Source organism: Paenibacillus sp. F411, from assembly GCF_017582705.1.
Taxonomy (GTDB): Bacteria; Bacillota; Bacilli; order Paenibacillales; family Paenibacillaceae; genus Paenibacillus_AQ; species Paenibacillus_AQ algicola.
Genome location: NZ_JAGFIP010000018.1, coordinates 19,650 through 34,054 on the forward strand (window position 1 = coordinate 19,650; position 14,405 = coordinate 34,054).

Annotated in this window: 8 protein-coding genes; all 8 read right to left on the minus strand. The window is 39.9% G+C overall.

The annotated features are described in order from the left end of the window. Position 1: 1 nt before the first annotated feature. Entirely contained in the window at positions 2-2,056 is a 2,055-nt protein-coding gene (gene brxL / locus JJQ72_RS16755) for a protease Lon-related BREX system protein BrxL (protein WP_208204384.1), read from the minus strand. Between the two features lie 17 nt (positions 2,057-2,073). Next, a complete protein-coding gene (pglZ, locus tag JJQ72_RS16760) occupies positions 2,074-4,632 on the minus strand; it encodes a BREX-1 system phosphatase PglZ type A (protein WP_208204385.1) in 2,559 nt (852 codons plus the stop codon). 78 nt (positions 4,633-4,710) lie between these two features. Beyond that, positions 4,711-8,214 (minus strand): BREX-1 system adenine-specific DNA-methyltransferase PglX, encoded by a 3,504-nt coding sequence (gene pglX / locus JJQ72_RS16765; RefSeq protein ID WP_208204386.1) that lies wholly within the window; start codon positions 8,212-8,214, stop codon positions 4,711-4,713. Between the two features lie 77 nt (positions 8,215-8,291). Continuing rightward, positions 8,292-11,858 carry a BREX system P-loop protein BrxC gene (gene brxC / locus JJQ72_RS16770; RefSeq protein WP_208204387.1) on the minus strand — a complete coding sequence of 1,189 codons (3,567 nt, stop codon included), beginning with the start codon at positions 11,856-11,858 and terminating at the stop codon, positions 8,292-8,294. A gap of 17 nt (positions 11,859-11,875) precedes the next feature. Beyond that, positions 11,876-12,442, minus strand: coding sequence for a DUF1788 domain-containing protein (locus tag JJQ72_RS16775; RefSeq protein ID WP_208204388.1), 567 nt, complete (start codon positions 12,440-12,442; stop codon positions 11,876-11,878). 9 nt (positions 12,443-12,451) lie between these two features. Continuing rightward, positions 12,452-13,048 (minus strand): DUF1819 family protein, encoded by a 597-nt coding sequence (locus tag JJQ72_RS16780; RefSeq protein ID WP_208204389.1) that lies wholly within the window; start codon positions 13,046-13,048, stop codon positions 12,452-12,454. Positions 13,049-13,051: 3 nt separating this feature from the next. Then, complete coding sequence (locus tag JJQ72_RS16785; protein WP_208204390.1) at positions 13,052-13,333, minus strand: TIGR04540 family protein; 282 nt, start codon at positions 13,331-13,333, stop codon at positions 13,052-13,054. 115 nt (positions 13,334-13,448) lie between these two features. Continuing rightward, positions 13,449-14,357: a hypothetical protein gene (locus JJQ72_RS16790; protein WP_208204391.1), complete on the minus strand. Its 909-nt coding sequence runs from the start codon at positions 14,355-14,357 to the stop codon at positions 13,449-13,451. Positions 14,358-14,405 lie beyond the last annotated feature (48 nt).

Consider the following 14,405-nt stretch of genomic DNA (forward strand, 5'->3'; position numbering starts at 1 on the left):
TTTATCCTACCCCCAACGCCTTAAATACAGCATCGGTCGCATCCGAGTAGAATACGGGCTGTACCTTTATCAGCAGATCTGCGGGAACCGTTTGAAAATCCACTACGGACGACGCTGGTATCAACACCTTCTTCGCTCCTGCATCTACGCACACTTGAAGAGTATTGGCAAACTCATCGACTTTAGCAATCGTACCGCCAACCGTCATATTCCCCAATACAACCAAGCTTTCCTGAACAGGTCGTTCCAAAGCACCAGAACATAATCCGATCAATTCAGCAATCGCCAGTTCATCCGTCAATCCAATGCCCTGCAAGTCGCTTATATGCATCAAATAATCCTTTGTCTTCGTGCTAATCGAGCCACTGATACTTTTACTGTTTGAAGTAAAGTAGCGAAAGGCGGTATCCAAGCTCTCTTTCGCTCCTCGATGGGATCCGACACCCGACTTCTCGAATTTCCCTGTCCCAGAAACGACTTGGTTTTCCAGTTTGTATACCCCGATCATACCCGAATCTCCATGCCCTACGGTATATACATGCCCAGCTTTTCCGAGTCCTTCAGGAATCAGCTTTCCACCGCCTTGCTCTGGCACTGACACATACTCTTCGCTCATTGACTCCTTGTCGATATAGGAGAAATGGACATCGTAAAACTCCATTCCACCTATTTTTTTGAGCTGTTCCTTTACCCGTCTTCTTCCTTCAAGGGCATATTTCAAGATCTCCTCAATGTCATCTCTCGTGTATTCCCCGTTTGGATACATGAGCTTCACCATACCTGACACCGTTTTACGAACCGCAATTACGTCACGCTGATTCAGATTATTTCCGAGCTTAAAGTAGCGATCCAAAGAATCAGCAAACGAACGCTTACGCATCTCCCTGAAGAACTCAGCCATGTAATCAACGATGAAGCCGTATTTGTCCGTAAAGAAATCAGGACGCATCTTCGGAACTTCCCAACCTGGCAGGTAATAATGCATGCGATCAAAAAACGCTGAATCATTCGCCATCGCTTCAGGAAATGGTGCAAATAGATGGGATGTCTTGATTAAAGAATCAAGGCTCTGATTAATGTTCCCTACGAATACCATGGAAGCAGAAGCCGCCTTCTCTTCTCTCCCCCGTGCAAAGGATCCCGATGCCATGTAATCCTTCATGATTTGCACGCCATCTTTGTCTTTAAACGTTATGCCCGCCACTTCGTCGAATGCCACAGTATCCCATAAGCCCACCAGCCCAACCTTCTTTGAAGACATGTTGTAAAAAAGGTTCGCAACCGTCGATTGGCCACCTGAGACAAGAATCGAGTTTGGCGATATCTCTTTGTAAACATGCGACTTTCCCGTTCCCCGTGGACCAAGTTCACAAAGGTTATAGTTGTTCTCAACGAGCGGTACAAGTCGAAGCAGAAGATGCCATTTCACTCTGTCCTCAAGTTGTGTCGGCTCCATACCCGTAGAGCGAATGAGTACGTCTATCCATTCGTCTTTCGTGAAGCTCTTCCTACCCTCAAACACCTCGTTCATATCCATGTTCGGCATTTGAATCGGCTTCAAACTACTGATACTAAATGGATTACTGTTCTTCACTTCCTCATCGAAGAAGTAATCCATCTTTAACATGCACCAGATTCCGCCTGCCAAGAGCTTATCGAATTCTTTGACGTAGCTCGGCGAAATCGGAACCCCTTTAAGCCCCAGGTTGGAGAATTCCGCTACGTAGGAATCAATCTTCTCATTAAGCGTGACGGTTATCTTATCAATAACCGAATACTGTCCTAATTCTCGAATTCTTGATTTAATTTTTTCCGCTTCATCTGGTCTTACAAAGTTATCTGAGAGTATCTTCTTTACCCGCTCGATTCCTTCACGAATGTTATCTTCATCGTCGGTTGCCGCATACATCCCAAGCAGATATTCAAGAACGTAGACAGGGATATTTGCCCCCTCTTTCATCAACTTCGTCAGGTCTTTCCGAACAACTCTTCCCGAAAATACTTCATTCAATTTGCGATCTAAATCCAGTGACCGATCTTCACTTACTTGCTCCACCCGATTTCCTCCTCCCCTTAAAAATCAAAATCACTAACAATCCCCAGATTGATTGTAAATGGCGTTTTCTCCACAATCACGTTCGTTTCATCGTCTTTAGTTATGAGGTAATAGTTACTATTCTTGTCATAAGGTATAGACTTTAATGCAAACCGAAGCTTAAATGTACGCTCATCTGGCTTATCAGAAGTACGGTCACATATCAGTGTTTCCTCATTACTGATAACCGAGTCCCTCTCATCTATCATGTAGATCTTCACAGTTCGGGGAACTCGCTTGTCCTCCACCTTCTCGGATTGGAAGAAAGTCAGGTTAAACAAGCTGTTTGTAATTTTTCTTGTGGTGTTTGTAAGCTTAACGTCCACCTTCTCGATTTCACGACTGTTCTTCTGCCCACTTCGGATATTCTTGAATTGAATGAGAGGCACAACAATCTCTTGAAGGCTGGCTCCGCCGTGAACGAAATTAGCTCCAGCTCCTTGTATCTTGAAACGAATCGTGGCTTTCGGAACGTACGTCGTGATCTGATGTTCATTCTGGATCAGCTTGTCCATATTAATATCGAGAAGGCCGCTCCGCTCTCCTTTTTCTTGCGAGAACAGATATCTCCTTTTGACTTCAAAGGCTTTAATACCTTCCTTTTCTATCTTGTCACTCTCTTCCAAGGCATCACGTTGATATACGAATCCGTGATCCGCTGTGATGAAAATGTTCGTACCGCTCAAATCATCCTTGATGATTTTAACTACATCGTACAATTCATCAATGGCTTTCTCCGCCGTTGTGAACGTATAGATCTCGGTCGATGCCTTATCTCCCGTTGCATCAATGCTATCGTGGTAAATGTAAACCAGTTTCTTACCCTTGAATGTCTCCCTGCGACCAGCCTTGTTCATATTTTTCAGCTCTTGAAAATGAACCGCTGAGCTTTCGGCTACAACCGCTTGGAGAATGCCAATACGATTGTCGATGCCACTTGAAGACTTTCCATTCACCAGCACATTCCCATTTAGGTCAATCTCCAGGTTCTTATGCGGCAGGAGCGATGCCATCCCCATCTTTGTAACGGAAGGAAGTACGCCTAACAATGGCTGAATGTCGCAGGCTCCCGTTGTCTCCGAATTCAGCTTATCCGCCAACTCCGCCGCTATCTCATAACGGAGGGCATCTGATATGATAACAAATACCCGATCACCATTAGAGATTTTCGGAGCAACAAAGCTTAGATAGAAATCCTTCTGGCTTTGAATACCTGGCAGAACCCAACTTGATTTCATCTCATCGTGTACAGCAGCGGACCAGTGCGAGTTCAATTCGCTTATGTACCAGTTTGTATATAGGTTCTCAACCATCACTTTGAGCTTCTTCAAGATTTCGCTGTTTGAATCATTGTCGTAAGCGAAGTAGAACTTTCTGTAGTACATATCCATCTGATGATAATCATTCACATATGCTCGGTACATATCCGCAGCTTGCGTTCTCGGAATCCCCATGCTGTACTTCTTATGAAACTCGAACATCTTAACGGTATACAACAATGCTTCATAAATGGATTGATACTGCTCGTAATAGTGCTTTGCTCTCCGCAAGTTAATCAGCTTCGTATACGCCTCATAATCCTCCAGTCGATCTTCCAGACTGTTGGCGATATAGATGATAATTGCTTTATCGAAGTATGGGAACGTATCCGCCGCCTTAAACTCTTCAACAGGGAGCTGGTTTATGATATCCGATAGCTTGATTTCTCTCTCGGCAATTTCAGCATACTGATCATACATGTGATAATCCGTTTTATGATGCATCCAATGATCGACGAACACTAAAGCATTGGACCTGTTTCGAGTAGCAATGTAGCCTTTAACCAGCGAAAGACGTTCCTCATTAACCGCATGGCTAAGTGCAGTGACCGTCAAATGGATAAACAGCGTTTTAAGCGACTTTTGACTTTGCTCATAGCCATACTGCTCAGTTACCGCATTCCAAAACACTTCTAACCCTACATACTTCGCAATCGAATCCAGATGCTTGTTTTCACTGTCATCAAGTGAATCCATCAATACACCCTTCAGCACATCCTCGAAATCTGGAGTCTTGAGGTTGCATAACGCACTTATCATCATTAGTTCAATTGTTCCTTCAGAATTCGCATTAACCTCGAACCCTTTAAATTTCTTAATCCGATCCTTACTACCAAAGAATTTCTCATATTTCTTCACTGTATTCCGAAGAGAAGGATCGATGTTCAGTTCATTCATAATGAGGGAGATCTTGTCCGCATAGAACGTCTTCGAGTACAGTATTGTATCCAACAACCAATTGTCTTCCATCTTCATGTCCAGGTTAGAATAGATCAAATAATTTGAGGTAGGACCTTCTTCTTCGAGCAACACCTTCGTATAGAAGCTATTTCCCTCAGTCAGAGTATGTACTTTGACGTTCTCAAAAGAAATCTCATGTATGTATTCAGCAAACTCCTGATCTTTATCAAACCAGAAGATGATCTTTCTATGTTCGCCCTCATTTAGCGGTTGAAGAAAAGCTTCTTGGAGTGCCTTTGTAACTTCATCCATATTCATTATTTATCAACACCTTTACAATCAGGTTAAAAACGGGGATACGCCAACAATAACTGGCATATCCCCATTGTAACCAAATTATTTGATTGGAGCGAGTAAGCCATCGAATTTAGTGTAATTCACAGCAACGCCATCATCGAGATCAATCTCGATCTGCATGTCTGCCATGTGATGAAGTTTCTCATCGTAAGCCCGAAGCTCTTCAATCTTCAGATCAAGTGATCTCAACTCTTTCTTGGCATTGGTAATTTCCTTAGTCGTACCGTCCCCATTAATTACATCAAGAAGGGACTTCTTCTCTGCATCCATCCGATTCTGAAGCTCATGTAGATAATCCGTTCTGATTCTCGACAAAGTGGATTTATCATAGCGGTGCATGTAGATTAGGCAGTTGAATGCTTTTTGTTTCCCTGATGTGAAGAGCCAATAAATAGGTTTCTTTTTATATGTTTGCAAATGATCTTTGAAGAAGTCATTTATTAAATACCTTCTAACAGTCTCTTTTGCAGATTCCCCTACTTTCTTTCCAAGAGAATCCGCAATAAATTCAATATTCTCATGTAATGTTTCTTCTCCAAAAGTTATCTTTACGAACTCAAAGAACCGAAGCACTATATCGTCTGTGAAAAATTCTGAAGTTAAAAGCGGAATAATATTATCTTCATCTGCCTTGAACACTTTGTAGCGTGAAGGTTCATATTCTCCTCCAGCAAAGATCAAACCCTTCTCCTCTAACCCGTACCTTCCGAAAGAACAGCCAATGAAATACGAGATAAAAGATTTAATGGACTCTTGAGCTGAATCTATACTAATGTTAACCTCATCAATATTAACAGTAGTATCCAGCACATTTTCAAGCCCATAAGCAGATTTAACAAGGTCATTTATTTCAACTTCGTTTTTATAAACATAATCCCTGATATCATTGATTTCCTGGGTATAGTATAAATAACTTTCACTCATAAGATTTGATTTTTTATTCATTAATGGACTCATTGTGAAATCCCACGAAGTTTCTTTACGGTCCCATTCATCCTTTAAAAGTGCAATATTTTCTTTTACTAACCTGGATACTTGATCTATTCTACTTTTATCAAGTGGCAATGGAATTCTCTTAACGTGCCCTACCTCAAATCCCATTGTAGGAGATAAAATCTTTAAGAACTCTTCCGCAATTTTAGAATTTAGTATTCCTAAAATCCAGTAAAGCATATTTTCTGGATGATTTTCAAAAGTTATAAACGGCCCTTTATGACCTGAGAGGTAGGTTTGATTAAAATATCTAAAAGATGCCTTTCCAGAACCAATTAACCCCCAAGTTATTCCTTCACAAAGCATATGTTCAAGATTTTGAGGTCTCGATTTTAACTTGCCATTTCCATCTTTATAATTCTTGATTTCATGACCATCATTTTCCCAATCGACAACGTACCAATTGTTTCCATACCACTTTCTATATTCTCCTCCCTTATTGTATGGGAACCATTTACCTGCATCTTGTTTTTTTATAGTAAACCTATTATCTTCAATTTCATACCAGTATCTCAAAAACTTATCATTATCTCCGCTATAAAAGCCTTGTCTTGGTTCAGTAATCTCCCCTAATTTCCCATTATCTTGGAAGATGTTTTTCACTTTTTCATTTATCCAGTAAGCTATAGGTACTCCTGAAATTCCAATAAAATAACTCATGGGAATGCTAAACCGATAATTAACAGCCGGATTACTAACACTCTCCAATGTTCTTATTTCTTTTTCCTTTGGATCTTTATAATCAGTTAGTCTAATGTAGATACCCTTTTTATCTTTGATGTTTAAGTTTCTAAGTACAAATGCTGTCGTTTGAACGACTTCACCACCAATTTCTTCGAACGCCCTTGCACCAAGATGTAACATTGAATATACAGTTGTACCATTTATTACTTTCTTTCTTAGTTTTTCAAAACTTGAAAGGAACATCCATGAATGTTGATTAATCATTGCTAAGAACCCTTGATGTTTCAGAAAATAGCCAATCTCCATAAAAGCTGTGCAAGTATCAGTTTTAGAATCAGGAAAATTTTTAGTCAAGTATTCTCCCAGCTTGGTGTTCATTCTTCCCGAATTGATGTAAGGAGGATTGGTAATTAAAATATCGTAAGAGCAAGTCAAGATTTCAGTCTGCTTAATTAATAATGGTAAGATTCGTATTACCCTTTCCCGTGACTCAACTTCAAATACATCTTCAACAGGATTTTCCTTTATTTCATCAAAACGATTTTTAATTATTGACAGACCAGTATCATCAATCCTCAATAAAGATCCATAAATTTTGGAATCCTGGTATTGCATTAAAAAATTATTAATAATTTTATTTTGTTCTTCATTATTGCCCGCAATAAAAAAAATATCTGTTGCAGTTAAATCATTAACCTCTTGTATGGAGGCTAAGTTAAGCTGTAGCCCTTCTCTGTCAATACTTCTCAAGAATCGTTTGTTATATTTCATAGCTTTCATAACGACAGCAAAAGATGCAAGTTGGTAAGCTCTGTCATCAATGTCTAATCCATACAGGTTATTTTCAATGATCAACCTGGGTATCTCTTTTTCCATGTATCCACACTTACTGTAAATATCAAAAAGCACATCAAACATACATACGAGAATATGACCACTTCCCATAGCAGGATCGAAGCATTTGATGTCTTCTACTCGCAAATCTTTTTTTATGCTATGTTCAGAATCAATCTCAGTAGAAGCAGAATTTACATAATACTCCCACTTGTTTATTAAATCTTTGTGTTCAGGGTATGATTCAAGCCAGTATGTTCCCAGAGAATTTTGCACCATGTACTTTACAATCCAGCTTGGAGTAAACAACTGAGTTACATAGGGAATTTCTTCTTTTTTATGTTTTTCCCTTCCTTCATAAACTCTGTCTTTCTCATCACTATTGTAATACTGATATAACCACCCAATAACCTCAACCTGTTCCCAGTCCATTTCTGAAATCGCTGTGACATCAGTCATCTCACGAAGAAATGAGTCTTTTACTAACAATCCATCTGGAAAGAGAATTTCTTTATAATCATCAATCGTTTCAAACATGAATGGTAGGACTTTGTTCAAGCTGTTACATTGCTTGATGACCATATATTTGAATAATTCTTCAGTTTTGTTGTTTACCTTCAAGTCATAAACAAACTCTTTATTAATATCTAAGTCAACCGTCAATGCCTCTTTAATAATGTCAGGCTCAGAACTATCGGCGTTATTGGACGACAACACCCTTACCTTTGTAGGAAGATAGTTGTTTACTTCCATAAAACGCAACGCAGTAAAGCGGTTAAACCAAGTATATGCAACCTCTTCAACCACTTGCTGATACCCAATTTCCTTGATTCGAGAAATGAGTTTCTGCCGTTGTTTTTTCTCAGTTGTATCAAGTGGTTTACCATCAATATAAATTACATCTGAGCTTTCAATTTGAGCCTTCTTTATGGTTTCTGCCGTAATCCCAATTCTGAAAGCCTTAGCTTTGACCTTCTCGATCAATTCTTTACGAGCATTTGTCGCAAAGTTTTTCAATGCTGTCTTATTCATAAACGTGCTATTCACCAACCCATATTGGAATGTATCTATAATTAGAAAGCCGTGGCCTTAGACCACGGCACACTTTACTAATCAATAAACTCGATCTGTTTATTGCTCTTAATAATTTGTTTCAGCTTTGCCGATAATGTGTCCATCAAAATATCTACATCTGCTTCCGTTTTCAGCGTCTTGGTGGAAAGTAAGGCGTTCACCTTTACACGTTCACGCTGAGGGACTGGCTTTACTACAAGATTAGTGTTATCTCCTCCACCATCTTTCCCTGGCGGTTCCACTTGTTGCTTCTCTTCAAACTCACGAATTTCACGATTAATAATGAGTTCTTGTCTGTCTTTGAAAGCTGAGCTTTGTGTTATTGTCGCATCCACCTTAAAAATGTCGACAAGCTCATTCATACTAATGAACAAGTTTTCATAGTAAGCCTGGATTCGTTCTTTCGTCTCATCCGACACCCCATCTTCATTCGCACGCAAGGTCAGATGATTCATATCCAATTGAATTACACTCTTCGCCGTAACTTTCTTCTCTTCAAGTACGCCTTGAATCTGTTCATCAATCTTATTAACAAGCTCAGGGATGTCCTTGATTCTGCGATAAGGCTGAACTTCCGTTAAGATCTCTTGAAGTTTATCTGCATAGTCTTTGATATCGTTACCCGACAAATAAACATTATTTTCTTTGTACTTCTCGATTGCACGAAGTCCTTTGTCAAAGATATCTTTTTGGGTAGCGAAAAAGCTCTTTACATAGGTAACATCTTCTTCCCAATCCAACAAGCTATCTTCCAGGTCACGCAATTTAGTAAAGAACGAGACATTATCCAAACTCTTCGTAAATTCACCGAAATACTCAAGCCCTTTATTCAAAAGGCTTCCACCTGGGTATTTCCTGCCTTCGTAGCGTTTTTGAAGTGCATCTATTTCTTTTACTTGTTCCTCGATGAATCCTCGTATATTCTTAATCAGACCATCTTCATCATCAGCAACATCCGTTTTATTGAACACTTGTTTACAGATGTTCTTCGCCACTCTTAAAAGTGATTCATCTACCTTGACTCGTTTCGTGACAATAGCCCTGTCAACATCACTTGCCTTAGTCAATGCATTTACCGTATTACCATCTTCTGGCTCCAAATATTCTGCTGTAAGTCTAAGGCGGATACGTTGTTCTTTCATTAATTCTGCAATCAGACCCGAAATGTCAAGATCCTTCCAGCCATACGGTTTATCCCTGAAACGATCCAACAAGATTTTTACACGGACCTGTTTTTGAATACTATCCTGTAAGCTGATGAAGTCCATGACTTCTTTAACTGCCAGTTCATTTGCATTAGATGATCCACCATCTATTGTCAGTTGCTCATTGTTCCTATTCAAAATCGATTTGAGATCCTTTTCTGATTCCAGAAAGTGCTTGACATAACCAAGCTTCGTATACACATTTTCGACCAATGAAAGGAAGCCAGCGTTAATCCGTTCTTTTACTGTCGATCCCTTGATCTCCGCCTTATTGCCGTTGATGAAGAACGTTCCGCCTTTGATCGCCTCTTCCAGCATATCCCGTACCCGCCGCTTACGATCTCTTGCTTCGGCTTGTTTGTTGTTCAGGATGTTCTGAATGCTCTCTGGAAGCTGAGTCGGATTTTTCTTCTTTCGATACTCCTCGATTTTGAGGACCTCTTCCATTTCTTCAACATAAGCCTCATTCGCACCCAATTTTAGAATCATCTCGCCTGTACCAGAAGACATAAGCATCATCTCTTGTTCGGATTTGGCATAATGATCAGACAGCGGCGAGAGAACATTGATTCCGATACTCGATGTTTGATTACCGATGTTCTTCTCATCCATCTTCTGATTATAGGAGAACTGGTATTGTGCCGAATAGCGGTATCTCTTATCATCGTACAAGTCTTGATAAATGTAATTAGCAAGCTCCCGCTTTAGAACATCCTCTTCAATCTTCATGGCTTTGATTTCACGGTTAATATCCTGCTCATCGTCCGTCAGGAAAAGGTAGAACTCGCCGTTCTTCTGAATAAGCGTTTGGGACATCAGTTTACGAAGCGATACCTTAATTCTCTCTTTCAATGCCAACTTATCCTCGTCAATCTGTGTAACCATGAGCGTTGCAATATTATCGATATTCGCTGGAAGTTCTTTAATGTATTTAATCATGAACAGTACTTTCAGTAGTTCCATGTTGAACTCATCGTCACGCAATGCTGGGTTCTCATACGCTCCATCTATTACACGAGAAATAGATGGATTCAGGAATTCTTTAATCGTCTCATAAAAAGCATAGAACGGGATCAATGTACCTTCTTCTGCATTCTTGAAACGCAAACTTGATTCTTTGAAGGCAGAAAGCATAGAACGCTCCCCTTCTGATAAGCTCTTACCTGAGCTACCATGTTTACGCACTTGCTCAAAAACATTCTGTAAGAGCTTAAACTGGTACGGAAGAAATGGATATACGTCTACAAACTCCAAATCATTTTCAAACCCACGCAAATCCGCCGTGCTTTCCTTGAAGCTAATGAGATTCTTGAGTGTTGCACTCTTCTCGTGATGAAGAAGCTTTAATTTATCAGCGACATGCTCCTTCTTTTCGAGAATCCGTTTCTTGATAACCTCATCAACCGATATCGATGAAAGCGATAGTCTGGTATCGAAACGTCCTTGAATACGGGAGAAGTCATCACCTTTCACCTTCACAATACTATCAATGCTCTCCTGTGAAGTGACCATAATCCACACCTTGCCTGAGCAATGCGTTCCGAGATCCTCCGCCAGCGTTTGCAAGTTAAGCATCAGTTGCCTACTGTCACCTATGTATTGCCCAATCTCATCGACCAGGAAAATCAGGTGGAAGTTGTTCCCCTTTTGAAAGAGATATTCCTTTACGTCCTTCGAAAACTTCTCAATACTGATTTCAAAGTTATTAACACCATTCTCGAACCAGTTACGAGCTGTTTCTTCAGACATCGAAGTAACCTTGGTTAATGCTCCGATTACATAGTCAGCATCAAAGTAGAATGTGTTTCTGCGGTCTACCCACTCTTCGCCTGCCGCAGCTCTAAACTCACGCTTAAAGTCCTCATATACGCCTTCCTTGGTCAGATACTTTTCCATCTCTGCAACACCAGGGATATCACCATAAAAGCCTTGGTGCTCGTAGAAAACTTTGGTGAATACCCGAAGGATGGCATCTTCTTTAGACTTGTTGTCCAATGAGCTTTTTGAATCGATATTGAACAGAATAACTTCAGTATCTACGCTCGCTGTTCGCTTCATATTGGCGAGTACGATAGGATCTTGTATTTTATCAGTAAAGAAATCAACAGCTCGCTTGTCTTTTGCCTTCTTATTTTCAAGCAAATAGGCGAGTATCTTCAAAAAGTGCGATTTACCTGAACCGAAGAAGCCCGAAATCCAAACTCCCATCTTGTCGGTAGTACCATCAATCCCCTGCTGATAATTCTCATAAAACTTAGATAAGTGCTTATTGAGTTCTCGTGTCACGACATACTCATCAAGTTCTTGATAGATGTTATTCTCATCGGTCTGTGCGACCTTGATTACCCCTTTAATACTACGTTCGATATCTTTAACGAACATGTCTTTAATTCTCACAAGAATGCCTCCTCCAATTAGTCCACCAAGCGAAATGCTCTATAATAATTGTCATCTTTGAAGCGATCAAACAGTCGCAGTGATAAGCCATCGTACTTACCTGGGAAGAACATAATGACTGGAACTTTATCTAAGACCTCTTGAAGATTATTAAGGATATTATGGGAACGTACAAACGGATAAACCTTGCCCACCCCTGTAATGAACACAACATTATTATCGGCAATTTGCTCCTTGATCTTTTGAAGAAATATATCAGGTTTGGCGAAATTAGCCATTGCTTTAAAAAGAGCATCCTTCCCCTGTTTCTCTTCCATTTGGGGGATCCGATCAAATATTCGTTTTTCCTTTGCGATTTCGATTAACAATTTATACAGGTCAAATTCAATAATCCTGCGGTTAGAGCCTTCATAACTGAACTCTTTTAAAATGTGTGAGACATAATCCCGAACGAGCAGTTCCTTTTCTGGCTCATAATCAAACACGTAGAAACTGATTTCATTCCCAAGCCCTCTGCCCTCGATAAACTTGTCTTCTCTGATCTTCGGTATGATTTTATCAAGTCTGCTATTCAGATTAGCCATGCTCTACCCTCACTCGCCCATCGCTTTTACAAAAGCGATGTCCCCAATATGTATCAAATGTTGTTTCAACTGATCATCGATTAGTATTCGACTTAACTCACCAGTTTTTTTGTCTTTCAAAATGCCTGCCTCAAGTATGATACGTTGAATGACATTTTTTAATTTAGTGACGGTCTGTTCCGTCCAACCTGCGACCCCTTCGTCTTGCTCCGATTTCGATGTGAAATAAAGATTGATATCTTTCTTCTCCAATAAATAATCATTCGCTTGGAGTTTTTCACGGATGACCTCGTTCATAAATTCAAAAAAGAGCCTGTCCGTTTTCATAATGGCATAGAGATTAATGAGTCTACCTGTCTCCAACGATTGCTCCAAAATCATCTGACATAAGGTTTCATCAAGAATCTCTACCCTTCGTAAGATCGAAGGCAAACCACGTTTTAAGCTCGCACTAACTTTATATTGAAACAAATTCTCGGATAAAACCTTCTGCCTTATCTCCTGCTCGCTAAACCCCTTCAACCTAAGACTTACGACCTGCTTAAATTCATAGAACATGAATGAAGCCCCAGTTAAGGTGGCACTATATTCTAATTCTGTAGACATGATTCAACTCCCTGCTTTTTCTTCAGTGGATTTTTCATCCTCTAACATTCCAGTTATAGTGAGTACCCGTTCAACAACCTCCAGCCGTCGTTTGCCACATTGTTGCTTGAGAATTGTGGTGAATTCCGCTTGTTTCAAAATCTTCTGTGGATTGTTTTTATACATGTTTGCTATGTTCTTTTTCAGCAAATCTTCGCTTACATTATTATCCCAATAGGCATCAATAATTTCGTTAACTGCCATGGCGAGTTCCCTTTGCGTTTTATAGAAAAGCTTTAGTTCCATGTGACCACCTCATAAGTATCACCATTTATACTCAATTCTTACTTCATTCTTATTCCTCGATTATACCTTAGTGCCTTAAAAAGAAAAACCGCTTGTTCAGCGGTTTTTTCGACCTTTATCTAAGACCTGCATACAATTCTGGTCCCATCGTCTTCAACATTTTATCAAAAAGTTGAGATAGCTTAATGATCGTAGTATCCAAATCACTGTCTGGCTTAAAACTAACCCCTATTTTTCGAATCTCAGCTTTTAGCAAGGGGTGTATATCCTTCTGAAGTTCCGTAATCCTGCTCTCGAAGGTATGGTACAGCTTCTTCTGACATTCCTCGAAATGTAGGTATATCGATGCATGTCCATATTTGTTTCGAGCACTCACTTTAAAGTTTACTCCGCCTCTGCCACCTCCAATTGAGAGTTGGCAATCATTACTGTTATGCTTTTTCGATTTCCAGACGTTGGTCAAGTAGGGAATGTGTATTCTAAACTTTTCAAGCATGTATTGTTTCACATCCTCAACACGCTCAAAATCATAGCTTACTTTCGCTATTGCCCGACCAGTATGAGCAGACGGAACCTGGGAATATGCATAATATGTTTCCAGCGGCGGATATTGAGAACTTCCAATTCTGTGTAAGTTATTCCATACATCAAGCTTATAAAGCTTGTTAACTTCACTTGACCGCTTGATAGCTTCCTGAGTTAGACGTAATGCAAAAAAATCAATATATTTATGTTTCTGACTTTTCATATATCCAATCACTTCTTCAAGATGACACTGTTGAAAATCAGAAGCAAGCCAGACAATAGTACCTTCTGATGTCGCATCGATAATCTCAAGTACCTTCATTAAATGTCGTTTATCAGATGGATTTACCTGACTTTCTATGAATATCGGCAATCTCCGTGATAGATTAACTGCATACAAATCGACTTTCCGTCTACCAATCGGGACCTCTGCTTCTGTTTGTTCTAACTTTTGCCCAATTAGACTCTCCAAATACTGAGGATGCTTCAGTAAAAACAACGTCAGAATAAACTCCTTCTCGGATCCATATCTACTCAACCATTTCCC

Coding starts and splice junctions, on each gene's coding strand:
- pglZ (WP_208204385.1), bottom strand. CDS start 4,632: ATGAATATGGATGAAGTTACAAAGGCACTCCAAGAAGCTTTTCTTCAA.
- pglX (WP_208204386.1), bottom strand. CDS start 8,214: ATGAATAAGACAGCATTGAAAAACTTTGCGACAAATGCTCGTAAAGAA.
- JJQ72_RS16775 (WP_208204388.1), bottom strand. CDS start 12,442: ATGGCTAATCTGAATAGCAGACTTGATAAAATCATACCGAAGATCAGA.
- JJQ72_RS16780 (WP_208204389.1), bottom strand. CDS start 13,048: ATGTCTACAGAATTAGAATATAGTGCCACCTTAACTGGGGCTTCATTC.
- JJQ72_RS16785 (WP_208204390.1), bottom strand. CDS start 13,333: ATGGAACTAAAGCTTTTCTATAAAACGCAAAGGGAACTCGCCATGGCA.